This is a genomic window from Paenibacillus antibioticophila (genome assembly GCF_000455265.1).
Taxonomy (GTDB): domain Bacteria; phylum Bacillota; class Bacilli; order Paenibacillales; family Paenibacillaceae; genus Fontibacillus; species Fontibacillus antibioticophila.
Window position 1 is genome coordinate 354,132 of record NZ_HG005142.1, and the last position, 23,594, is coordinate 377,725.

The window sequence follows — 23,594 nt, forward strand, 5'->3', positions numbered from 1 at the left end:
ACCTCGTTTCAACGACTCTAAAGCCATTATAGAGTGATGGAAATTTCATTGTTTGATTTTACTTGCTGAAAAGCGAGGATATAGCTTCCCATCGCCGAATCATTTTGGGACGTCATCGAACTGCGCTTCCTTCACTTCGAATCGAAACCAGTGAAACGGCCCCGTTCGCAGGTTCCAGCTAACCTCGCCCTGCGAAGGAATGAGAATACCCTGAAATTGTTTGTAGGTTCCCATACGAATCTCCCACTCCTCCAAAGTGCAGGTTCCTCCAGCTTCTTTATATCGTTGCGCCACAAAACGAACGGGCTCGCCCGTTTTTTGAAAATAAAAGGTGCCTGACGCGTTGATGTCTCCATAGGAGATGTTGGCTCGCGCCATATCGTCACCGATCGCTTCCCAAGAAATATACGGCGACAAAGCCGCTGTCGGATACCAGACCATTTCAGCCAGATATCGTACAAGCGATCCCTGATTAATCTCGCGGCCATGTGCATGCCCCACCTTTAACACGCCCATAAGCTTGATGAGCATATCGGCTTGACCGTTCAGGTACAAGTCTCTGCCATGAATCTTAACCCCCGGAGCCGCCCGAATTCTCGCCCTCCAGATGAAAGAAGGCCAGTCAAGCAAGGAGTACTGCTTTGCGCTGAACGGCATCCACCTTCCCTCTGGCTTCGTGCGCAGCATTCCTTCCTGCCTAATCATCACCGATCGAATCGGCTTCTCCATGTCCAATGCATGAGTAAGGCGCAACCACCTCAACACCGGCGGCGGCAACTGCTGCAACCTATCTTCATTGATTTGGATAACGGGCTCATGAAAGCATGCTTGCAGAAGGAGAGCTGTTTCCTTTTTTACGCTTTGCCGAAAAGTGAAATTTTTAACAAACGCAGCTATGAGTAATCCTGATCCGATAATCGTGATAATAATGACTAAAGTCTGAAGCCAATGCATGCGCCGCCTCCTCTATGATCCATCAGTGAAATTAATTCATACGCGCTTCCAACTTTACGATGTTCGATACTAATTGATCAATAAGGGCTGTGAAGTGCCGGAGATCATCATCCGTGAAGCACTCGAACAAATCGTGTAAAAAGGCCAACTCCCGATCTTCTCTCCCCGCAAAATGCTCCTGACATCTCGCAGTAAGGCTGATTCGTTTGATACGGCGATCGGAGTTATCGATGGAAATTTGAACAAAGCCCTTCTTATCAAGACTTCGGACCATTTGCATGACGTTCTGATGAGAAACGCTGAGTACGCCGGCAATTTCTTTCACAGAGAGTATCTGCGGCTGACTTTTATACATAATGGCAATCAACAGCCACTGCTTCACCGTTACTTCGAGATCCAGCCGATCCCCCAGTACCTGCAGTCGATTTGCGATAATGAATAGCGAGGCGAAAATATTCCCTTTATTCTCATCCACAGTCATCCCCTGCCTCTCCCGAATCAATAGGTAATATATTATATATCTAGCATGAGGATATTTCTCCTGTCAAGGAGATAAGTTTTCTGTTTGTCATGAATCCTGTCTGTAAGTCCAATGTTTTCTGCAAGTTCTTCAATACGGGCTTTGTTTGGCAAGTCTAAAAGCAACACATTCGTCAAAACTGTAACAAAACGCCCTGGTCATTTTTACGACCAGGGCGTCACATTTTCATCCAAGTAGAGCAGCGATGTTGGCGTCAAGCTTGAATTCCGGCCCTTGGCGATTCCCAGAACCTCATAAAAAATGCTCCCCCTACAGTAACAGGTTTTATTATTTCATTCTGGCAATTAGGGCGTAGTGCGGGGGCGACTACTGTAAATGATAAGCAGCGATCCCGTCAATATAATTACGATGCCAATGATCAAGCGAACGGTTATTTGTTCTGATAAAATCAGGAACGATAATAAAGGAGCTAGTCCTGGTTTTATAAAAAACGGGATGGAGGCCACGGATACATTCGACAACTCCATAATCAGGAAATATATTGCAAAGGCAGCGGCGCTGTTGCCTATGCCGGCAAGCAGCAGGAGCGCCACATTATCCCAGGCAACTCCCGTCCATAGCGGGATATGCACGAATGTCTCCATTCCTGGAACGCCCGAGAAGACGGCGGCCAGCGGTTGAACATGGGTGAGAAGCATCAGTGCCAGCAATTCAGCGCTGCCGATCAAGAGCGTAAATCCGGTAACAGCGAGTCCGCTTAGACCGGTACGAGTGCTCACCAAGCGAGAGATCATGCTGTAGACGGCAAAGGCAACAGCACTCAATAGCGCGAAGGTGATCCCAAGCGGTTCATTCAGATCGGCGGGATTGACAATGACAAAAAGGCCGATGCTGGAAAGAACGATTGACAGCAGGGTCAGCTTGGACAGCTTTTCTTTTAGGAACAGATAGGACAGAAGCAAAGTGAACACGGGATTGCAGCTAAATAATACAGCGACAGTGGATGCCTTGGCATGGTCTACCGCCAATTGGAACAAGATCATGCTGATTACAACCACCATGAATCCATTAAGCGCGAGCAGTGACCAGGCCCTTTGGTCTAGGCTGATGTTATTCTTACGCATGGAGCTCAAGGAAGGAACTAATAACGCCAATCCGCCAATGGCAAAACGAAGAAACGTCAGTTGTACGGGATGAAAGTCATTTCCGGCAATTTTCAACGTGATTTCCAGCGAACTGATTAATAAGCTAGCGACAATCAGATAGGTAATTACTTTTTTGTATGGCACGGTTGATCCCCCGCTCTTTAATATTTAATGACTAAGTTTTATAATAAGGGAGATAGAGGTATAACTGAAATGAATTTTAAAGATAGGTGGCATGAATGAAAGGTTATGAACCTGCATAATTTGCGTATCTTTACCGTTGTGGCGGAGAAAATGCACATTACTGAGGCGGCAAGAGAGCTGTTTATTACCCAGCCTGCAGTCAGCAAAGCCATTAAGAGCCTGGAAGGTCAACTAAATGCTCAATTGTTTTGGCGAGATAAACGAAATGGATTAATCTTGTCCGATATGGGCAAAGAGATCCTGATTCTGGCAAGACAAATGATCATGATTGAAGAGAAGATTCGTCAAATCGCTAATCGGGAAAATAGCCTTGTGGACTGCACCGTAAAGGTAGGTGCTCTACCCATGGCATCCAGCCATTTGATGCCCTCTGCGATGTCTTTGCTCAAATCCCGGTATGGCACCGTTCGTATTCAGCTTAGGGAAGGGTCGTCGAACGAGATTAAGACATGGGTAGAAGAGCGTGCGGTTGAAATCGGTATTGTATTGGCACCGTTTAGCTCATTTGACTGGCATCTGTTATATGAAGATGATATGGTGGCGGTACTGCCTCAGGACCACCAACTGGCTTCTTCCGAGGAATTGGATATGATGAAGCATCAGGAGGAGCTGATTTTTTGCCGCAGCGGGTATGAGGGCACGTTATCAAGTTTACTAGCAGGTCGGCATAAGGGACTTAGCAGTCCATTGATCGTGCAAACAGCAGAAACACTGGTGAACATGGTTCAGCATCGCTTGGGTATCGGAATCATCAGCCGCATTTCTCAATTTGCTCTTCGACACGATCTGATCATCAAGCCTGTCTCTCCCCCTATACGTCAGCAAATCGGAATTATTACCCAGTCGTTCGACGAATTGACACCAGCCGCGAAGGCTGTTCATGAAATTTTGACCGGACTCTCAGCTAGCCAATTGTAGCAGGCTATATTGGGCGTGGCGCTTACGTTTCAATAGCTCATCATTTTTATACTGATCGATCCAGAAGTCATTGATAAATGAATGTTATGGTTTGCGGTGTTGCTTAAATATCCCCGCGTTGCTTCTCTGGATCTGCCGCTCTAAGCGTGCAGGTCGGTTTCGTATAGCTGAGTCTTAAACGTTCCATCACTTTGGAAATGCCACAGAGGGAGTAGCGGGGGCCCTACTCGATCCACATATGCGGTAATGCGTTCAAGCGTCTAGTTGTGCGTATAATAACACGATGATATATGATCATGATGGCTAGAACGAAGGCGAGCCAAATTGTTCGTAACGGCAAGCCCACCATCGAATCGTTTACGCCCTTACTATAACCCAATTCCCATTCAAACCAATCTAAGCAGCCAGTCACCAATTAATTATCGATGACTGGCTGCTTAAACTTGCAAGGTGCTTGCTCCCTCATATACGGGGAGCTGGCTCCAAAGCTTGAACTATCTTGCCAACTTTATAAGCTTTGAGACGTGGGGCGAACAATCAGTTCATTAATGGTTACGTTCGTCGGCTGCTGGATAGCAAACAGGATGGTTCTCGCAATGTCACTTGGGTCAAGTTGACTCCATTCCTGGCTGCCCAATTTCTCCAAGGCTGGATAAATCGAGTTGTCGGTTATAGTATCGTACAGTTCGGTCTCCACTGCGCCGGGGGAGATAAGAGTCGTCCGAATATTTTGCATGGCTCCCAATTCGGTTCGCATTCCTTCTGTTAACACCCGTACAGCATGCTTGGTCGCACTATAAATTGAGCTTGAAGGGAAGATAATATGTCCCGCAATGGACGAAAAATTAATGATATGTCCCTCATTACGTTCTTCCATATGTTTGTACACTGCCGCCATCCCATAGAGGACGCCCTTAATGTTCACATCGATCATTCTCTCCCATTCGTCAACTTTCAAATTTTTGAAGAACGAAAGAGGCATTATTCCAGCATTATTAATCAAAATGTCTATTTGTCCATAGACTTTTAGGGTTTCATCTGCCAAAGCCTCCACGTCAGCTCGCGAAGTGACGTCAGTCACTTTGTAGCTGGCTTCGCCTCCAGCGTTACGGATTTCTTCTTGCAGCTGCTGTAATCGATTTTCCCGGCGAGCAGCAAGCATGACTTTAATGTTGTGTTGTGCGAGAAGTTTGGCCGTAGCCGCTCCCATTCCGCTGCTTGCACCTGTGATGATTGCTACTTTTGTATTCATGTGTACATCCCCTTTGTCTTTTATAAGCCACTCATCGCTGGCTTGATTCTAGGTTATCAATTAGAGTTATCTATAAGTCAAGCCTCAACACTTAATTAAATTCGCATAGGAGAAACCCTCACAAATCCGTAGATTTTTAGATGATGAAGGATAATTAATGGAAAAATATAGAAAATAAATACATAAAGTTCATTAGAGGTTACTCTAATATATACGCAAAAAAAATAGGCGTCTCCATCCAGGAAACGCACTCCACGTTAGAGTGAAAATGTTGCGAAACGGTATCTAGGGCAGCATCTTGGCCAATCCTTTTTCCTGCATGTCATAAAGCGCCAGCTTGTAATTGATTTGCTCCAAATACTTAATCGTTTCCGAGAGGTCCTTCTCCACTTTTTCCTTGTGCATCAGCATCATTTGTTTACGTATTTTAAGTGTGTTCTCGCCTTCCTGGTATAAATCCACATATTTCCTGATTTCGGCAAGTGGCATGCCTGTCGCTCGCAGCGCCAAAATAAAATCCAACCATTCCTTACTCTCTTCGTCATACAATCGATTGCCACTCGAATCGCGCTTGACGCATGGCAGGATTCCTTCCCGTTCATAAAATCGAAGTGTATATGGGGTAATCCCAGTTTTTTCCGAAATTTCTTTAATCGTAGACATCGCTTTTTCCTCCAGTCATCAACGGGATCTTCTAGTTTAGTGGCGGATTCAACAAGCTTTTAGCTTAGAGTTTACTGTAGGATTAAGATGTATTCAATATTAAATTCACTTCCTGGAAAAATGGGTTGATGTCGTGTCACTCACCCAAACAGGGCGTGAAATTGAATCCAGAGTCAATCAGGCTTGGCGCAAGGTGGAAGAGATTTCAACAAAAGGTTTAAATGATAAAGAAAAAGCACAGTTTGTAGCCTTAGCAAAAAAAATAGCCACTACACTAAAAAGCTAAGTGTAAGCAAACAATACAACAAGGTTTTCAGGAGGAGAGAAAAATATGTCTAAAAAGTCAATGCAAGCTATTGTGGTCAATGAATATGGTGGTCCGAACGTATTGAAGGTCAAAACGGTTGAGCGTCCTCAACCCAAAACGGATGAAGTGCTAGTACGCATCGTATATGCTACGGTTATTCCGCTTGACTATAAAATTCGTAATGGCTGGCTTCAAACTGTTTTTCCTGTAACATTGCCCTACATCCCTGGTTTTTATGCTTCAGGAGTTGTCGAAGAGGTGGGACAAAGTGTAACGGAGTTCAAGCCCGGTGGCCGAATTTTTGGTAGTATAAGCGGAGCTTATGCGGAATATGGAATTGCGAAGGAACAAGAATTAATGGCGATGCCTGAAAATCTCACTTTTGAGGATGCTGCAACGATTAAAGCAGGAGCGGAAACCGCCTGGAAGGCATTGTTCGCTGACGGTGAACTCCAGTCTGGGCAACCCCTTCTCCTTCATGCGGCAGCAGGCGGTGTCGGACAGTTTGCAGTACAGTTGGCAAAATGGAAGGGAGCAACCGTGATCGCCACAGCTTCTACCTCTAACTTGGACTTCGTTAAGTCATTGGGTGCCGGTCGGGTCGTTGATTATACCACGACAAAATTCGAAGATGTCGCAAAGGACGTAGATCTTGTCGTCGATTCCGTTGGAGGCGAGACAGAAACCAGATCTTGGGCCGTAATAAAAAAAGGCGGAATCCTCGTCTCTTTAACTCAGGATCCATCCCAAGAAAACGCTGAACAGTATGGCGTTACAGCCAAATTCAATACCAAATTCCCTACCCGAGAAGACTTGCAGAATTTAACAAATTTAATTGCCGAAGGTAGGATTACAGCAAAGATTGATTCCATATTCCCGCTAAACCAAGCGGATAAAGCGCTGGAGAAAAGCGAAGCAAGGCATGGACGGGGAAGAATTTTGCTTAACGTAAACTCCATCTAACAACAGAGCAATACGTAGTGAACTCTGCACTAAGTATTGTTTTCTTGCTCCCCTACTGTCCTTGGCCAAGCTAACGAAGGGGGGAGCTACGTCGGTTTCTCCTTGAACTCGAACAAAACGGCTGCTCACCGAAGTAACTTCGGGAAGCAGCCGTTTATGTTTATCACATTCAGTAAATATTCAAATTCAGACTTTTCAGCATTGAATGGTTATAACAGCTTGGGCAGGATCGCTCTGACTTGCAGCTACCTCCACCTGCTTCACACACTCCTGACCATTCGGTACAATTACAGGCGTAATCACAGGATAACCCGCTTGCTCAATCAGGGCGATGTCGAACTCCAGCAGCAGTTGTCCCCGGGTTATAACATCCCCCGTTTTGACATGTGCCGTAAACCCCTCACCCTTCAGAGATACGGTATTCATTCCGACATGGATCAGGATTTGCACGCCAGAAGCGTGCTCCAGCATAATCGCATGCTTGCTTTTCTCCATTAAGTGAACAACCTTGCCATCAAACGGAGCGATGACTTTGCCCTCCGCGGGCTGAATGGCGATGCCTTCCCCCATCATTTTAGCGGCAAAAGCTTCATCAGGCACTTGCTCCAAGGCTACCAACGTTCCGGGTACTGGAGACGGAATTTCGACCACTACCGGAACGGCTTGTTTCTTCTTCCAACCAAACACAGCTGCTTCCCCCTACACTGATTTCTACAGATTTTTAGCGATGAAGTAACCTTCTCGAGTGGCATCCATCACATTTCTTGGTTTGTTAGCGTCGCCGATGACAAAGGTGTCCGGAACGATGCCATAGAACGAATCGATGAGCGCTGGAGTGGTTCTCATCCCCGTGGAGAGAATCACGGTATCCGCCGAAATTTGCTTCCGCTCGCCAGCTTCCTCATAAATAACCCCATCTGCGCTAATCTCTACAATTTTCACATTTAACTTGGTGTGCAGCGTTTCTTGCTTGTCCATCGCCTGCCGTAAACCAACACGATAGAGGATGTTCCCGTTCTTGGCCAGCAGATCTCCCGCTTCCATGATGGTAACCTGCTTCCCGTGCCGCGCCAGCTCGATGCCTAACTCGCAGCCTGTGGATCCGCCGCCAACCAGCACGACCTCATTCCCGACTTCATCCATACGGGTGTAGACGTCCAACGCCCCCATCACATGGCTTTGCTCCACGCCTTTGATCGGAGGTGTAAACGGAACCGCACCCGTAGCCACAATAATGGCATCCGGGGACAACTGCTTAATCTGCTCCGGCGTTGCTTCTACGCCCAGCTTCACCGTAACTCCTGATTTGCCGATCTGGGTAATTAAATAGTTCATATAATTGTACAAATCAATCTTCAGCTCTTCATATGCCGAGTAACGCAAGGCCCCGCCGAGTGATTCGTGCTTCTCCAGCAAAATCACTTCATGGCCCCGCTCATCCGCAACCAAAGCCGCTTTCATCCCCGCCGGGCCGCCCCCGACGATAACCACCTTTTTCCTTTGCTTCGCCTTAGGCAACTCCAAAGGAACCATATCATAGCGGGTATAACGCGGGTTGACCGAGCAGCCGACATTTTTGCGCTCCGTGGAAATATGGTAGCAGTATTGGCAGCGCAGGCAAGGGACGATATCTTCATCACGGCCTTCCTTAGCCTTCTGCGGCCAGAAGGGGTCGGCAATCAATGGGCGCCCCAGGGCAACAAAGTCCGCCTTGCCTTCCGCAATAATCGATTCGGCTTCCGCCGGACTCATGATCGCGCCCACCACAGATACGGGGATCTTAACGTTGCGCTTGACCTCGGCAGCCCACTCAACGTTAGGCATATGCTCCTTAAAGATCGTTGGAGCCATATGCACATTGCCCTCATAGTTGATATCCAGCCCCGCCGAAATATGCACCATATCCAGCTTGTCTTCAACAATTTTGATAAACTCCAGCACGTCTTCGAACTCAATGGAGCCGTCCACGATTTCGGAGGCGCTGATTCTCATGTCCACGATAAAATCATGACCCACCGCTTCGCGCACCCGATCAATAATCATTTTCGGGAATTTAATCCGGTTCTCAAAGGAACCTCCGTATTCGTCCGTCCGCTTATTAAACAGCGGTGACAGGAATTCGGCAGGGAGCCAGCCATGGGCAAAATGCAGCATAACCAGATCAAATCCAGTCTCCTTGGCCCGCTTGGCAGTCTCAGCCCAGTCGTTCGCGACCTCGTCCATCATTTGCTCGTCCATCGCTTTGACGATGGTGCCGTCTGCCCGAACAAGATCAACAGGACCAATGGCATAATCGTCTACACGGGCATATTGACCCGAATGAATCAGTTCCAGCGAGGCCTTTGCTCCCGCCTGATGGGCGACAATTACGCGATTTCTCGTGGCTTCAATTTGATATTTATCGAAGGCATAGGGTTCGTCCGGCCGGGAATAGCTTGCTCTCTTACGGCTGACGTTAACACTGCCCGTAATAATGACCCCGGCTCCGCCAATAGCTTTATCATGATAAGGCCCTGCAGGCGTGGCGATAATCCGGTTATTGAATACTGTATTTTTTATGCGAATCGGCTTGAATAGATTTGGAAATTTCATCCTTATCACTCCTCTGTCTGCTCTTCTTGAGGTTCATCCAACATCGCGCCGTTTGATGCAATCACTTTTTTGTACCAGTAAAATGATTTCTTCCGCTCCCGGTTCAGCGTGCCCTTGCCTTGATCGTCACGATCCACGTAAATCAGGCCGTAGCGCTTCTTCATTTCTCCGGTCGAGGCGCTGACCAAATCGATACAACCCCAGACGGTGTAGCCCATGACATCTACTCCATCCAACACAACCGCGTCTATCATGTGAGCAATATGCTTGCTCAAATAATCGATTCGATAATCATCTTGGACCATTTCGCCTTCGCGCTTCTCATCGACTGCCCCCAGGCCGTTCTCAACAACAAAAATCGGCAACTGATAACGATCATACAAATAATTCAAAGCGATTCGCAGCCCCAAGCCATCGATCTGCCAATCCCAAGCACTCTTCTCCAGATACGGATTGGCAATGCCGTCCAGCATGTTGCCCTTGACCCGAATTTTCCGCTCGGGGTTGGCACTGGTAACCAGGGACATATAATAGCTGATGCCTATATAATCAACGGTCCCTTGCAATAAGTCTTGTTTGTCCTGTGGTGTAATATCCAGCGAGATCTGACGCCGTTCCAGAAATTTAATTGCTTTCGGGGAGTAGTACCCCCGGACTTGGATATCGGAAAAATAATAATGGAGGTCCATGTTATGCATGTTTTCCAGGTTGTCTTCCGGGGAGCAAGTCTCCGCATAGGATAACGGATACAGCATCATCATGCCGATCTTGAAGTCAGGATTAATCTCGCGGCCCAACTGGACAGCCCTTGCGCTGGCAACCATCTGATAATGTGCCGCTTGATACATCAACTGCTCGGGGTGCTCCGCCTGCTCGATGCGAATCCCCGCAGCAATGACGGGATTTAAGGTAATTACATTAATCTCGTTAAAGGTCATCCAGTATTTCACCTTCGTACGATATCTCCGGAACAGCACCTCGCACAAGCGAACATAAAAATCGATCATGTTGCGGTCTGTCCAGGAGCCGTATTTCTCGACCAAATAAAGCGGGGTTTCATAATGAGAAATCGTAACGACCGGCTCAATACCATATTTCAAGCATTCATCAAACAAGCGGTCATAGAAGGCCAGTCCTTCCTCGTTCGGCTCCATCTCATCCCCTTGCGGGAAGATTCTCGTCCAATGAATGCTGGTCCGGAAGCATTTGAAGCCCATTTCGGCAAACAAGGCAATATCCTCCGGATAACGATGATAAAAATCAATAGCTTCGTGATTTGGGTAATACACGTCTTGCAGGATGCCGTCCGTATATACTCTCTTCTGCCCGTGCTTACCGGCAGTAGCGACATCTGCGGTGCTAATCCCTTTGCCTCCTACATTCCATGCTCCTTCGGATTGGTTAGCCGATATGGCCCCTCCCCATAAGAAATCATCAGGCAACTTCTCAGTTGACATACGGTTCCTCTCCTTACTCTCTACTTTTCACCGAGCTTCTTTCTATAATTTCCGAATGGAAAATAGCGCTCTGCTGCAGCTTCTGGACCAGGTCGGCCTTGGCTTTATTCCCCTCCATCATAGCGATTAAGGATTTGGCCACTCTACGCATAATTTGCTGCTGATGCAGGTCCACCGTCGTAATCGGCGGGGTGACCATTCTGGAGATCGGATAGTTGTTGTAGCCTACGATGGATACATCATCAGGCACAGAGATCCCTCTCTCCAGCAGCTTCTGCAAGCCTCCTACAGCCAGATCATCCGTAGCGTAAAATATTCCGTCAACCCGCCCGGATGCAATGTGTTCCACCATGCTCTCCGTAATACCGTAGCCGTGGTCATAATCGCTGCCGCGCGCTTCAAATACAAGCTCCTTACCCAGCTCCAATTGATATTTCTTCAACGTTCTCAAGTACCCTTTATACCGATAATTCGAGCCAATGGATGTCCTGCTTCCCCTCACGAAAGCAATCTTGCGATGTCCCTTGGCAATGAGATACTCGGTGATATCCTCCCCGACACGCTTATAATCGAGGGGGACGTTGATCACATGTTCATTTGTAATCAGCTTGGCTGCCCGGCCCAGCACAAACACCGGCATATTCTTATTAGCATAAAGATTAATAAATTCCTCAGAGATAAATTTGGACATACAGATTACCGCGTCCGCCCGATTCTCGGAAATAAACCGCTCAGCCGTTCCTTTATGCTTGTCATTGGCTGTAATAATGACCAAGTCGATATGCTTCGCAATCAATTCCTGCTGGATGACCTGCAATGAGTCGGTAAAATAGGAACGGGTCGGGTTATCCGTAATCAGCAGCACGATATTGGTCTTCTGCCGCTGCAAATCAATCGCCGAGCCGTTCTTGATATAGTTAAGCTCCTTGGCAGCTTCTCTTACTTTGATCTTGGTCTTCTCGCCAATTTCCGGACTGTCGTTCAAAGCCATGGAGACCGCCGAAACTGAAATATCGAGCAATTTTGCAATATCCTTAATCGTTGCCATGTTGTCTCACACCTCACGCCTATTGTTCCGTTTTTCTTTATATTACAGAGTACGCTCAAGGGATTTGCAGTTTCGGTTGCTCTATGGCTTCTGCTTGGCTAAAAGCGCGGTGAGCAAATGGGAGCCTATGACTTCTGCTTCTTGAATTGAATGTTCTGCTTGCTTAATAGAATCGTAGCAAAGAATGAGACGGCCAAGGTTGCACCCACCGCGATGAAATAAGTCGTTGCCGTTGGCGAAGACAGGAAGGCAGGCAGGCCGAACAGTCCTGTGAACGCAAAGTTCGTAATATAGGACTTGGTCACACCGCAGACGATACCGCCAACTAAACCGCCCAGTGTGAGCGAGATGAAATATTTCTTGTTCTTCATGACAACCCCGTACAACCCCGGTTCAGTCACACCCGACAAGAAGTTGACGAAGGCGGAGGAGCTGGCAATCGTTTTCTCTTCCTTGCTCTTGGAGATCACCATGACAGCGAGGCATACTCCAAGCAACGCGTAGTTCCCCAATCCGCCCGAAGCCAGGCTGTATTCCATGCCGTGTTCAGCCAGATAAGACAGTTGTAGAGGCAGCACAACCCAGTGAATCCCCAGCATGATGACGTAAATGAACAGAGCGCCAAATATGGCGTTAAAAATAATAACGTTGGAGTTCAGGAAGAACTCGTACCCATCAGCTACCAGATTCGCCAGCAATCCGCCGACAGGGCCAAATACCATCAAGGTCAAGGGAACCATAATCAGCATGGACAAGAGCGGCACAAAGATGAATTGCAGCATCTTGGGCAGAAATCTTCTCAGCAGCTTATCCAGATGGGAGTAGGCCCAGATAGCTAAAATAATCGGAATAACCGTACTGGAAAAGTTCATCGCCGTAAACTGAATGCCCAGGAAATCGATTACGTTCCCCGTCGTTGTGATGCCCGTGATGTTCGGCTCCATCAGTGCCGCACCAATGGCTGCGCCAATGTAGGGGTTGGCCCCAAACTTCTGAGACGCTGTGAAGGCAAGCAAAATCGGGAAGAAATAGATCAAAGCATTCCCTGTGCCAGCCAATATCAAATAGGTGTTGCTGGTAGCCGGAAGAATACCCGATTGCGCCAAAATATCAATAAGCCCTTTAATAATCCCCGATGTCGCCAAAATAGGAATATACGGCGTAAAGATCGCAGAAATCGTTGCAAGCAGCTTATCAAACCAGGACTTCTTGTTACCCTTGGCATCAGAAGCAGGGCTTGCCGAGCTCGCCGCCGCGGCTCCTTCCACCACTGTGCTACTCTCCAATTGCTGCATGATTTCAGCGTGCATCTCATTGACTGCAGGGCCGATGATGACCATCGTTTGCCCTTGCGCATCCATCACTCCAAGCACCTTAGGCAGAGCTTTAAGTGCCTCGCGGTCCGCCTTGGAGCTATCATGCAGTTCAAAGCGCAGTCTTGTCGCGCAATGAACCAGGCTAGAAATATTTTGGCTCCCTCCCACGAATTTAATGATGCTTGTTGCCGTCTCTTTGTTACTCATTTGCGTCACCCCAGTAACTTTATCATGTACTAAAATCCCCTTACTGAAACGTTACAGTAGAAGTTCAAAAAAATATTTCGAACAAACTGAAACGTTTCAGTAATGCTCAAAAAAATAAATCCCTGCAGGTATGTGCCTAGTATAAGTGACAAAATTCGACTTGTCAATAAACCGTTTTCAAAAAATAATGAGCGTGCTGATCATCTTATCAACGAGAATATTTCTTTGCTTCGTCTGCAAGAAGCGGATAGACTATTCAGAGTTAAAAAAGCGTTGCCTGCTTAGGAGCAGACAACGCTTTTGACTTACAATTTAAACCGGTCGATTTGAGTGTGGACATCCGTCGCCATACGCGACAATCCCTCAGAAGCTGAAGAGATTTCCTCCATGGATGCGAGTTGCTCCTCCGTCGCCGCGGTAACCCCCTGGAAGCTTTCCAGGCTCTTGGACGAAGTAGTAGCGATATGCTCAACCGAGCTGGCGATTTCATCCGCGCTAGCCGACATTTGTTCGGTAATTGCGGACACCTCATGGATTTGCTCGGAAATTTGCTGTGTAGAACGCTCGATATCCCGGAAAGCGATTTGTGCGGCATCGGTGACGGAGATTCCCCGCTCTACGTTCACGTTCACTTCCTGGTCCATCACTTCGTAGGCCCGGCCTGTCAGTTCGGTCATTTGACCGATGCGCTGCTGAATCATTTCTGCCGTTGACCGCGATTGCTCTGCCAGCTTCCGAACCTCGCCGGCAACAACCGCAAAGCCACGCCCCTCTTCTCCGGCTCGGGCCGCTTCAATCGCCGCATTAAGTGATAACAGATTAGTTTGCACGGCAATATCAGAGATGGCGCTGCTCATGCTGGCTACCTCATTACTTAGTTCGTTCATCTGTCGCATCAGTTCAGCCGAGGTTTGCGTCGAACGGCGAATTTCTTCCATCTGTGCACTAACCTCGGTCACTTTCTCGCTGCCTTGCTGTACATCCGCCACCGTCTGTGACGACGACTCGACAATTGTGCCCGAAGCCTCGGCGATTCTACGTATCCCCTTCGACATATCTTCCATCGTTCGAGCGCTCTCGGCCGAAACGGCCGCTTGGCTCTCTGCGTTGTCGGCCGCCTCCTGAACGAGCTCTACGACGTATTCGACCGCTTTGGAGTTTTGCGCCGTTCCGGCGGTCAGTTCTTCGCTTGACGCAGCTAACTGGCCGGCTGTTTCGGACATTTCCTTAACCATCGTACGCAATGAAAACAGCATACCGTTATAGTTCGCGGCCAACTGGCCGATCTCATCTTTTCGATTTACCGCTACATCCTCAACATTCAAATAGCCTTCACTCACACGTTGAGCCGAACGGTTCAATTGCTCTATCGGACGCGTAATGCTGCGAATCACGAAGAATAGAAGGACTCCAGCGATTCCCAAAGCGACGCCCAGAACGATCAGGGCCGTCCATAAAATCGGCATGGAGGCATCACTAAATTCTTGGACGTTCAGGACGCCGATGACTTTAAAGCCCGTCAGCACGTTAGTAGTAAAATAGCTGCTCTGCTGATCGCCATTCGTTGGATTCACATACTCTTGGAAGCCCGATTCTTCGTTCTGAACTCGAATAAGCGAGTCGCCCATTGCCTCCTCACCAACAGCACGGCTCGGATGGGATACAAACTTGCTATTCCGGTCAATGATATAAATATAGCCCTGCTGACCCAGCTTGATGCCTTTTACGGATTCATTCAGCTTCGCCAAATCCAGAGAAACGGTGAGTGCTCCCGAGCCATCTTTCAGCGCACGGCTGATATACAAATTAAAATTCCCGGTCGAAGCCGAAACGAACGGATCAATGATGACTGTCTCCTCTGGGCTTTCCATCGCTGTCTTGTACCAATCCCGCTCTCGCGGATCGTAATCGGTCTCATCCGAGCTAGGAGCCTTCATCCACGCTCCGTTATTATTTCCTAACGTCAATGTTTCCAATTCTGGATGCTTCTCGATGTGCAAAGCAATCAATTTTTGCACTTCTGGTGAACGGGTATCAATTTGCGCAGATTCAATCTGGTCTGCCAACTCCTCTACATTGCGTATCTCCGCCTCCACCATATTAGTCACCAATCCATTCACCAATTCCACATTAGACTTGGTACTCTCCTCCATCTTTGCGTGAAGCTGTCCGCTTGCGCTGGTAAAGCTGAAATAAGTGATAAGTACGCAAGGAACTATCAGCATAACTGCAAAAATCAGGAGCATCCGATTCCGCAGTGTACGAACTTCCAACACACGCTTTAAACTTTCTAACAAAATTCATTCTCCTCTCCCTCAAGGGGTTAATAATTTGCCGGTGAAAATACAGTCACTATATTCTTGATGAAAGATGTTCTTTTAAGTCCAGTCGATGTACGCACACCGAAATCAAAAATGCGCAAGGCATATTCTAACTATTTCTTCGACAAATTACGACGATTTCTTTACATCTTATCGAAAATATTCTGTAACTCGATTGTAAGTATTTTTCAATTTTCATTTTAGGCCGTGTGCTGTTCAATCTGTTCAGGATCTAGATCCAGCGCTGCAAAGATACGGGGAAGATACTTGCTCCCTGTCCTCTCTCCATGCAGAATATAATTTAAATACACTTTAGTCGTACCGACCTCTTCTGCCAACTGCACTTGTGTTTTCCCTTGATCCAGCAATCTTTTTCTGATGATTACTCCAAGCGGAGTAAGTTTTCTTTTTTTCAAAGTTATGTACACCCTCTTCCATAACGTTCCCGTACTCAGGCACGCACTCACTGAACACGCCTGTATAGGCGTCTCCTTTCCGAGGAAAAATGACTTCTGTCAGCAAAATGCATCAAAATTCGCCATCGGCATAATCGATCAGGCTCTTCAAGACACTCAAAGATGGGCAACACTAAAAGCAGTTACGCTGTAAGCGAACTGTGATGTCTGTTATAATGCATAAATGATTAATAAGATGATCTTTGTTTATTTTACAGATTAAAATCAGTAACGTCAACTGAATATACCGATTTTAATCTGTAAAATATAATAAAATGTCCCTTTTTAACTAACTATCTTCTTGGAGGTCTGGGTATGGACGGGATCGGTGAGAGAATTCGTTGCTTAAGAGAGGCCAGAAAGCTTTCAATGAACGAGTTGGAGGATTTGCTGGGGGCATCGAGAGGGAGCGTGAACAAATGGGAAAAAGGCAGTATTCCAGGAGGAAGGTATTTGGTTCTGCTATCTGATTTCTTTTCGGTTTCTACTGACTGGATTCTGAGGGGCGAGGAATACCTGCCGAAGGCAGCCAAGGGGATGCCGGCAGGCGCCTCAACAGAAGATTTGAAACTGTTTAATAAGTTTCTTCTACTCACGGAAAGGCAAAAAGGAAGGATTGAAGGGCATGTCGATGAAATGTTAGAAGGAATGACTGAGGGAAGTACCGGTAGAATATCATCGAGCTCTCATAACGGAAATCAAAGTAAAGAATTCACTCCAAGACCGGGGCATATTGATTTTTGATGGCTTTATGATTAACTAATTAATCTTATAACAGATCCTGAACCAAGGGCATATTCGGAGCATCCCCATCACAGCTGGCCCGGTCCATGTTTTCTTTATGATTCCTGCCTAGTGCGGCACTTGGCCCGCCAGTGCCGCAATAGGCATGCCTCCAATGAGCAAACCATTCTTCATGCATACTTAAAATCCGTTTTCACCTAGCAGCTAGTCCTCTTTTAAAAAAGTCAACAGCCCCAGTTCAAATCCCTTCACGATGGCCCCGATGCGGGTGGTCACCCCCAGCTTCTGGTTCACCGAAGCCAGATGATATTCAACGGTTCGTTGGCTGAGCGCCAATTCATGGGCAATTTCTTTGTTCGTCTTCTCCTTCGCCAGCAGTTGGAGCACTTTCCGCTCGGCAGAGGTTAGCGCATCCTGCGAGCTGTGTCTGGTGCCGATATTCTCCGGAATCAGAATGTGGCCCAGCATGCTTTGCTTAATCGCATTAATAATCTGGGTGTAGGAAGCTTGCTTGGACAGATAGGCATGGACTCCTGCTTTATAAGCCTTGATATAGAACTCTTCGTAAGTGTAGCCGGACAATAAAATGATTTTCAAGGTATTCCCGTACCGCTCCTTCAGCTTCCGGGCCAGCTCGAACCCGTCCATGTGCGGCAGCGAGATGTCCATAACGGCGACGTCGGGGCAGAGCTGTTCAGTCTGGGCGATGAACTCGCGGGGATCGGTGAACGTATGCAACACTTCAATGCCGGGTTCGGCATCGAGGCGGTGTTGGAGGCCTTCGAGTACGAGCGGATGATCATCCAGTAAATAAACGCGAATGTTATCAGTCATGGGGCAGTTGTCTCCTTAAAAAGAGGTAATTTTAGCGTAATAGTGGTTCCCCGTCCGGGTACGGAGTCAATATCGGCGCTGCCGCCTAAATGCTCCATCTGATCACAGACCGACATCAGACCGAAGCTTGGGCCGCGGGCAGCCTGGGGACGGGAAGCCGCTTCGGCAAAGCCTTTGCCGTTATCGCTGACACTGCAATATAGGTTGTCCTTGGCCTGCCAGACTCGTACATGCATTTCCGTTGCCTCTGCATGCTTGAATACGTTAACAATCAGCTCGCGCACAGCGCGGAACAGATTGGCTTTGACAAAGGATGGGAACGCCTCCGGTCCGGGTGCTTCGTATTGCAGCGTCACGGCGATTTCATTTAGCCGGTTCATGTCGCGGAGCAACCAGTGCAGCGCTTCTTGCAGATCGCCCTTGTCCAGAATATGCGGATAGAGCTGATCGCTCAGTGAACGTATGCTGCGCTGTGTATCGTATAGGCATTTTAGCCATGTGGCATTGCGCTCACGTTCATATTTGCCGGTGTCATGCAGTTCCTCCAGATCGCGGGACAGGAAAATCAGGTTTTGCAGTAAGTCGTCATGCAGGAAATAGGAGATTCTGATCTTCTCAGCTTCTCTTGCTTCCAGCGCCAAATGGCTGTATGTCTGTAAATCACGGAACCGGCGTTCATGGTAGGCAGCCTGCTCCTTGTTCAACTGCTCATACTTCTGCCTTAAACGGAACGTTTGTCTGGCGTTCAGCAGCATTTGAATGGCTTCGCTGCGGAACTTCTCTACAAGGCGGTTCTCCTCGGCGGAGAGCAGGGTTTGGTTTGTTTTTGGTCCAAGGCACAGGTAACCCAGTTGTGGTTCTTCCGGCCTGTGTGACAATTCTATGACCTGGGCGTACTCCTTTCTGTCATTCCAATCCTGGTTGTCCGGTAGAGTTGCAGCTCCGGGCGCCCAAGTATCCAGGTAAATGCCCGTGCTGTACACAAGGGGCAGATTGTCATCATCAAAATAGACCAGGGTGAGGCCTTGCACCTCAATTAAATCATGGAGCAGGTCGGCAGATAATTTTAGAATGTCGCGGATATTTCTCTTCTCGGCGAGCTGCAGCGACATGCGGAGCTGCTGGTGCTCAAGCCATTCCTTCTTGCGGTTCTCCCGTTGCTGCATACGATGGAGGATGCGGCGATAACCGTAGGTTAACAGTCCGAAAAGGATAAAAAGTTCAGTCGCATACAGCAGCGATCCCCACACCGCCGCAAGCATGAACAACACCAGCACAGAGGAGTAATAAAGACTGTGTACGGACAGTCGAGTAATATAAAATTTCATGTCCACGATCTGCCGCTGGACAAGTAGATAGGCCAGGGTTCCGGAAATCGGAACCAGTCCGATCAGCGCATACTCGGCGGGGATCAAAGCACTGCCCCAAAGCAGTTCTGGCAGGGCATACAGCAGGGCATAAGGCATCAGGCTGGTGAATATACCAACAAACAGCAGGAGCAACTGATTTTGTTCAATCCGGTCGAGCCTTTTCGAATAGAAAGCTGTAATTCCAGCCATCAGCAGTAGTGTGAAGAGAAAAATGATATTCAGCAAATGGGACACCCATTCGTATACTTCCCGCCGGAGCAGGAAGAACGCCGTGAACGCGGAGCAGGCGAAGGCATAAGCCAAATAACCCGTCAGCAAGAGGCGGAACTTGGAATAAATGCTCCTGAAGGCAAATAGCAGATAAAAGGACAGCATTACATAGGGCAGCCAAATCGCGCAGTAAGAGAATAAATAGGAGGATACAACCACCTCATCTGAAAATAAGGTGATAATAGTAGACGCTATCAGCACGTTCAGCAAAAAAAACCTGCGAATTAATCGGGACTCCGGTTTCTTGCGTAAGGCGTATCCGCCAACACCGATGAGAAACAGCTCCATAAGAAACGCCAACCCGTTTTCCAGCTTATCCTTCAAGGTCGGTGCCACAATGAACAAGCGGGGGGATCCCGTGTTGCTGAGCACCTCAAGCCTGGTGGCCCCAACCAGCATGTTCTCATTGGCTGCTGTGAAAATCTTGGGGGTTGGCTGTCCGTCAACCGATATGATGCGGTCTCCGGGTGCGATATCCCAGTTAGCGGCGATAGAATCGTTCTGGACTTTGGCGATGATCCATTCCAAAGAACTGTTCGTTTCGACCAGGATTCCCGAATACGGAGTTGTAAACGACTCGATTTGAATATATAAGGAAGCAGCAATAAAAACCACCAGGCAAACATAGATATACAAATATTGTATACGCCGGTGCCGGAGCAGGCTAGACATGGCAGGTTTCACAATCCTTCAGGTAAGTTTCCTTCTATTATAATAAAAAGCAGGCAGATCGTCTTGACCCGCCTGCTTGTTTATTCGCCTTCAACTACAAATCATTGTCTAAAAAAGCTTTTGGACAAGCTTGTAGATCAATACCGCTGCTTCCTTGTTCAGCATAGGGTCCTTTGGTCTGTAATCCAGCGCTCCGCCAGTCGCCTTAACGTCAGGGCCGAACATCCGTTGGCCTACAATGTACTGTACCCCTTCGGATGCCCAAGGAGAGGCAGAGATCTTCAGGTCAGCCTTAACTGGATCAGCGTTCATCGAGATTTTGACCATCCGCCAGATGAAGGTGGCCGCTTGCTCACGGGTTAATGGCTGGTCAGGGCCAAAGACGCCGCCGGGGAGTCCCTGGACAATCCCGTAATTAACCGCCGTCTGGATTACAGCTTCATAGGGGCTGCCTTTAGTGTCGGAAAATATAGATGGCTGGGTAGAGAGCTGGAATCCCGCCATTGGCATGATCTGTGCGAGGAACTGGCCTCTCGTAACCGGCTTGTCCGGTTTGAATTCGTCTGTCCCGCCCGGAATGGCTCCAAGCTGAACCAGATAATAAATAGATTTGGCATAAGGATGGTCTACCGGGACATCGCTAAATACAGGTGGCTCGGGTATCTTCTCCGCCCAGCTGTCTGTCATGTTGTAGGAAAAGTAGGCAATGTCTCCATCCGCATTAAGTTTAAAGCCGGCAGGAGTCCCTTCTTCGTCATAGAACAGCAGATCGTCCGCCTGGCGCAAGGTATGTGTGCCAAAAACATCGCGCACGATCAAAGCACCATCAACAGCAGTAATGTCATAACGCAATACGGGCGTGCGCAGATGGCGGTACAGTCCCTCAAACCGGAGAAGCTGCTGCTTGTCCGGTGCCGGCTTCACAAAAGCCGGTCCGGCATCTGTTTTGGGGAAATAACGACTCATGAACTGCTCAAAGAAAGGGAGCCGCAGGTTACCTTTGTCGCTGTTCAAAACGAGGAACATACCGGTGTTCTGCTCGGGCAGCAGCCATAGATTGGAATGGAAACCCGATAAATCGCCGCCTTTTTCCACGACTCTATATCCGTTGTAGTCTTTTGGATAGTTCGTCTCAAAGGCATAGCCGATGCCCGGGATGTCCGGATGGATCGTGACGCTTGTACGCTCCATCGCTTTTACTGAAGCTTCCGTCAGGAACCGCTCACCTCCGGCTTGCCCGCCGTTCAGCATTGCGAGCATGAACTTGGCCATATCTGTCCCCGTAGAGAACATTCCCCCTTGCGGCGAATTGTCGGGCACGTTCGGGATTTGCGCAACTGGCTCCAGATTGTTGTCATAGGGAGTGGCAATGGCTTGCTTTACCTCATCGTTGAACATAAAGCTGCTGCTGTCCATGCCGAGCGGTTTGAATATATTTTTGCCGACATAATCCTGAAAAGACATTCCGGAGACCTTCTCGATAATATATCCCTGCAAAGTAAAAGCAAAGTTGTCGTAACGGAATGTTTCACCCGGCTTGCGTACGACGGTAGGCATCATGTCCTTCAGATAGTCCTTTAACATATAAGCTTTATCTGAACCCAAGCTGTCGGCATTGTCGAAGCCAGTTGTATGGGTCATCAAATGCTTCAGTGTAAGCGGCACTCCCGTTTTGTTCGGGATTTGCAGATCCGGCAAGTAGGTCTGGACATCCTTGTCCAGATCAACCTTTCCGGCTTCAGCCAGCTGCATAATGCCTGCAGAGGTGAACAGCTTGGATACAGAGGCCAGGCGGAACCGTGTTTTGTCGGCGTCAACCGGCCTCTTTGCAGCAATGTCAGCATAACCGTAGCCCTTGTTCAGGAGCACCTGTCCGTCCTTGACGATGACCAGCAAGGCGCCTGCCAATTGTTCCTTGACTTCCTTTTGTCCAAAAAATTGCGCTGCAAAGGCTTCGGCCTCGGCTTTATCCAGCTTCACGGCCGAAGGGGATGCTTGCGGGTCTGCCGCAATTACACCGGACGGGAGGAACAGGGCGGCAGCGAGGATGAGCAGAATAAGCTTTTTCATAGTTAATCTCCTTTTATGATGTGACGATTGAAGTGGGTATACACTACTCCATATTAGCATCCGGGCGGCTGGAGGGAATCGGTAGAAGGGGGTGAAAGACGGGGTGTCCGCGCATTTGTTTTGCGTGACCGCGCAGATGCTTATCTTGGAAAATGGTCATCGCCTGCGATTATAGCGTAACCGTACGGGAAGAGGCCACCTGGCTCATTCATTTGCGGTGGCCTCACGAACTATTTTTCTGCGTTATCGTTGAACATTCCCGCCAAGAAATTCATGGCTATAGATATCGGAGACTTTTTCCAGCACGCGCTGTGCATGTTCTGCAAATTTCAAGTCCGCAATCCGATCTTTGAACAGAAACACGCCGGTCTCATTGCTGTTTTTGCCCAGAGCTCCCTCATATAATAGGTTGGCTCCATGAGTAGGCGGAGAGGAAAAAAACTTCATAAACAGTTCGAACCCTGCGGTCAGTCCGGAATCTTTTCCTTTTCTTAGCGTGTTGTTAATGCCCGGGTCAACGCTGCGGATCTTGACGCCTTCCTTGGCAAGCTGCGGTGCGATGGCTTGGGTCCATAACGAAAGAGCCAGCTTTGAAGCCGCATAGGGTCCATACATTTTGCGGAAGGTTTTGGGATGCTCCAATTTTTCGATCGTAAACTCCTTTATAAATCTAAACACCTGCGACGAAGTGTTAATAACCGTTTTTAAACTGCCGTTATTGAGCAACTCCTTCAATTCCATCAGAATAATATAAGGAACGACCGTCAACAATTCATAATGCAATTCGCGGCCTTGTTTCGAATAGCGCAGCTCACTTAAGCCTCCTCCGGCGTTGTTAAACAAAATATCGATCCGCTGTTCCTTGCTTTTTATTTCTTCCAAAGCGTGTCTCAAGCTGCCATAATCGGTGAGATCCTTCACTTTATAGGCTCGGATCCGGCCGTCCTTGAGATGATTTTGGAGGAATCTATCCTCCGCTGGAAAATCCGACCGGTTCAAAGCAACCACCTGCCAGTTCTCTGACAGCATTTTCCGGGTCAATGCCAATCCGATCCCGTTACTTGCGCCTGTAATCAGTGCAATATGTTCTCGTTGGTTCTTACTCAATGCATGTCCTCCTTTATTCAGAATTTCATTCGGTTATATGTGCTCATCAGCCGGAGTCGGGCAGGAGGATCAGTTTGCCGCGGGCACCCCCATGAAGCGGAGCTTTTCGTCGTAGGCGGCACCAGCAGTGGCAACCACACGAGCACCACGCATGAGGGCGATCTGGCCGGAGGCGAACCCTGCTCGAATGCGTCCCTGATAAAATCGTGTTCTCTGTCATGAGGGGAAGCTACGCCCCTTCTAC

The 23,594-nt window shown here is 48.2% G+C and carries 20 protein-coding genes; 4 read left to right on the forward strand and 16 right to left on the reverse strand.

Features of this window, described 5'->3' with window-relative positions:
- Positions 1-99 precede the first annotated feature (99 nt).
- The 3 genes from TX85_RS22010 to TX85_RS22020 form a co-directional block, all read right to left on the reverse strand.
- The gene (locus tag TX85_RS22010) at positions 100-954 is read right to left on the reverse strand and encodes a DUF6544 family protein (protein ID WP_044482008.1); all 855 of its coding nucleotides are present in this window, start codon (positions 952-954) and stop codon (positions 100-102) included.
- Between the two features lie 31 nt (positions 955-985).
- Positions 986-1,435, reverse strand: a complete 450-nt coding sequence (locus TX85_RS22015) for a MarR family winged helix-turn-helix transcriptional regulator (protein ID WP_044482009.1) — start codon at positions 1,433-1,435, stop codon at positions 986-988.
- A gap of 344 nt (positions 1,436-1,779) precedes the next feature.
- Positions 1,780-2,724, reverse strand: coding sequence for a DMT family transporter (locus TX85_RS22020; RefSeq protein WP_044482010.1), 945 nt, complete (start codon positions 2,722-2,724; stop codon positions 1,780-1,782).
- 105 nt (positions 2,725-2,829) lie between these two features.
- Between TX85_RS22020 and TX85_RS22025 the strand changes: the two genes are divergently transcribed.
- On the forward strand, positions 2,830-3,702 hold the full coding sequence (locus TX85_RS22025; RefSeq protein ID WP_044482011.1) for a LysR family transcriptional regulator: 873 nt from the start codon (positions 2,830-2,832) through the stop codon (positions 3,700-3,702).
- Positions 3,703-4,210: 508 nt separating this feature from the next.
- Here TX85_RS22025 and TX85_RS22030 read toward each other — a convergent pair.
- Both TX85_RS22030 and TX85_RS22035 read right to left on the reverse strand, forming a co-directional pair.
- Complete coding sequence (locus TX85_RS22030) at positions 4,211-4,954, reverse strand: SDR family oxidoreductase (protein ID WP_044482012.1); 744 nt, start codon at positions 4,952-4,954, stop codon at positions 4,211-4,213.
- Positions 4,955-5,239: 285 nt separating this feature from the next.
- The gene (locus TX85_RS22035; protein WP_044482013.1) at positions 5,240-5,617 is read right to left on the reverse strand and encodes a MerR family transcriptional regulator; all 378 of its coding nucleotides are present in this window, start codon (positions 5,615-5,617) and stop codon (positions 5,240-5,242) included.
- Between the two features lie 133 nt (positions 5,618-5,750).
- Between TX85_RS22035 and TX85_RS26895 the strand changes: the two genes are divergently transcribed.
- Positions 5,751-5,903, forward strand: a complete 153-nt coding sequence (locus tag TX85_RS26895; protein WP_158297365.1) for a hypothetical protein — start codon at positions 5,751-5,753, stop codon at positions 5,901-5,903.
- A 45-nt stretch (positions 5,904-5,948) separates the two neighbouring features.
- A complete protein-coding gene (locus TX85_RS22040; protein ID WP_049895160.1) occupies positions 5,949-6,887 on the forward strand; it encodes an NADP-dependent oxidoreductase in 939 nt (312 codons plus the stop codon).
- Between the two features lie 195 nt (positions 6,888-7,082).
- Here the strand turns inward: TX85_RS22040 and TX85_RS22045 are convergent, their stop codons facing one another.
- From TX85_RS22045 to TX85_RS22075, 7 genes are all read right to left on the reverse strand, one after another.
- Entirely contained in the window at positions 7,083-7,574 is a 492-nt protein-coding gene (locus tag TX85_RS22045) for a PTS sugar transporter subunit IIA (protein ID WP_044482014.1), read from the reverse strand.
- A 24-nt stretch (positions 7,575-7,598) separates the two neighbouring features.
- Positions 7,599-9,479, reverse strand: a complete 1,881-nt coding sequence (locus tag TX85_RS22050) for an oxidoreductase (RefSeq protein WP_044482015.1) — start codon at positions 9,477-9,479, stop codon at positions 7,599-7,601.
- 5 nt (positions 9,480-9,484) lie between these two features.
- Positions 9,485-10,936: a 6-phospho-beta-glucosidase gene (locus tag TX85_RS22055; protein ID WP_044482016.1), complete on the reverse strand. Its 1,452-nt coding sequence runs from the start codon at positions 10,934-10,936 to the stop codon at positions 9,485-9,487.
- A gap of 13 nt (positions 10,937-10,949) precedes the next feature.
- The gene (locus tag TX85_RS22060; protein ID WP_044482017.1) at positions 10,950-11,984 is read right to left on the reverse strand and encodes a LacI family DNA-binding transcriptional regulator; all 1,035 of its coding nucleotides are present in this window, start codon (positions 11,982-11,984) and stop codon (positions 10,950-10,952) included.
- A gap of 125 nt (positions 11,985-12,109) precedes the next feature.
- Complete coding sequence (locus TX85_RS22065; RefSeq protein ID WP_044482018.1) at positions 12,110-13,507, reverse strand: PTS transporter subunit EIIC; 1,398 nt, start codon at positions 13,505-13,507, stop codon at positions 12,110-12,112.
- Between the two features lie 305 nt (positions 13,508-13,812).
- Positions 13,813-15,804: a methyl-accepting chemotaxis protein gene (locus TX85_RS22070; protein ID WP_316244903.1), complete on the reverse strand. Its 1,992-nt coding sequence runs from the start codon at positions 15,802-15,804 to the stop codon at positions 13,813-13,815.
- Positions 15,805-16,028: 224 nt separating this feature from the next.
- Complete coding sequence (locus TX85_RS22075) at positions 16,029-16,244, reverse strand: helix-turn-helix domain-containing protein (RefSeq protein WP_044482019.1); 216 nt, start codon at positions 16,242-16,244, stop codon at positions 16,029-16,031.
- A 354-nt stretch (positions 16,245-16,598) separates the two neighbouring features.
- Here TX85_RS22075 and TX85_RS25540 point away from each other — a divergent pair, with 354 nt between their 5' ends.
- Positions 16,599-17,027, forward strand: a complete 429-nt coding sequence (locus TX85_RS25540) for a helix-turn-helix domain-containing protein (protein WP_049895161.1) — start codon at positions 16,599-16,601, stop codon at positions 17,025-17,027.
- A gap of 204 nt (positions 17,028-17,231) precedes the next feature.
- Here TX85_RS25540 and TX85_RS22085 read toward each other — a convergent pair whose 3' ends face one another.
- The 4 genes from TX85_RS22085 to TX85_RS22100 form a co-directional block, all read right to left on the reverse strand.
- Positions 17,232-17,861, reverse strand: a complete 630-nt coding sequence (locus TX85_RS22085) for a response regulator transcription factor (RefSeq protein ID WP_044482020.1) — start codon at positions 17,859-17,861, stop codon at positions 17,232-17,234.
- Positions 17,858-20,116: an ATP-binding protein gene (locus TX85_RS22090; protein WP_158297366.1), complete on the reverse strand. Its 2,259-nt coding sequence runs from the start codon at positions 20,114-20,116 to the stop codon at positions 17,858-17,860. The genes TX85_RS22085 and TX85_RS22090 overlap by 4 nt, the downstream gene beginning before the upstream one ends.
- A 165-nt stretch (positions 20,117-20,281) precedes the next feature.
- Positions 20,282-22,243, reverse strand: coding sequence for a serine hydrolase (locus TX85_RS22095; protein ID WP_049895162.1), 1,962 nt, complete (start codon positions 22,241-22,243; stop codon positions 20,282-20,284).
- A 243-nt stretch (positions 22,244-22,486) separates the two neighbouring features.
- The gene (locus TX85_RS22100) at positions 22,487-23,350 is read right to left on the reverse strand and encodes an SDR family NAD(P)-dependent oxidoreductase (protein ID WP_044482023.1); all 864 of its coding nucleotides are present in this window, start codon (positions 23,348-23,350) and stop codon (positions 22,487-22,489) included.
- Between the last annotated feature and the right edge of the window lie 244 nt (positions 23,351-23,594).

Bases quoted from the DNA above. Each gene is read 5' to 3' on its own strand.
- TX85_RS22010 (WP_044482008.1), bottom strand. From the start codon at position 954: ATGCATTGGCTTCAGACTTTAGTCATTATTATCACGATTATCGGATCA.
- TX85_RS22015 (WP_044482009.1), bottom strand. From the start codon at position 1,435: ATGACTGTGGATGAGAATAAAGGGAATATTTTCGCCTCGCTATTCATT.
- TX85_RS22025 (WP_044482011.1), top strand. From the start codon at position 2,830: ATGAACCTGCATAATTTGCGTATCTTTACCGTTGTGGCGGAGAAAATG.
- TX85_RS22030 (WP_044482012.1), bottom strand. From the start codon at position 4,954: ATGAATACAAAAGTAGCAATCATCACAGGTGCAAGCAGCGGAATGGGA.
- TX85_RS22035 (WP_044482013.1), bottom strand. From the start codon at position 5,617: ATGTCTACGATTAAAGAAATTTCGGAAAAAACTGGGATTACCCCATAT.
- TX85_RS22040 (WP_049895160.1), top strand. From the start codon at position 5,949: ATGTCTAAAAAGTCAATGCAAGCTATTGTGGTCAATGAATATGGTGGT.
- TX85_RS22050 (WP_044482015.1), bottom strand. From the start codon at position 9,479: ATGAAATTTCCAAATCTATTCAAGCCGATTCGCATAAAAAATACAGTA.
- TX85_RS22055 (WP_044482016.1), bottom strand. From the start codon at position 10,936: ATGTCAACTGAGAAGTTGCCTGATGATTTCTTATGGGGAGGGGCCATA.
- TX85_RS22060 (WP_044482017.1), bottom strand. From the start codon at position 11,984: ATGGCAACGATTAAGGATATTGCAAAATTGCTCGATATTTCAGTTTCG.
- TX85_RS22065 (WP_044482018.1), bottom strand. From the start codon at position 13,507: ATGAGTAACAAAGAGACGGCAACAAGCATCATTAAATTCGTGGGAGGG.
- TX85_RS25540 (WP_049895161.1), top strand. From the start codon at position 16,599: ATGGACGGGATCGGTGAGAGAATTCGTTGCTTAAGAGAGGCCAGAAAG.
- TX85_RS22085 (WP_044482020.1), bottom strand. From the start codon at position 17,861: ATGACTGATAACATTCGCGTTTATTTACTGGATGATCATCCGCTCGTA.
- TX85_RS22095 (WP_049895162.1), bottom strand. From the start codon at position 22,243: ATGAAAAAGCTTATTCTGCTCATCCTCGCTGCCGCCCTGTTCCTCCCG.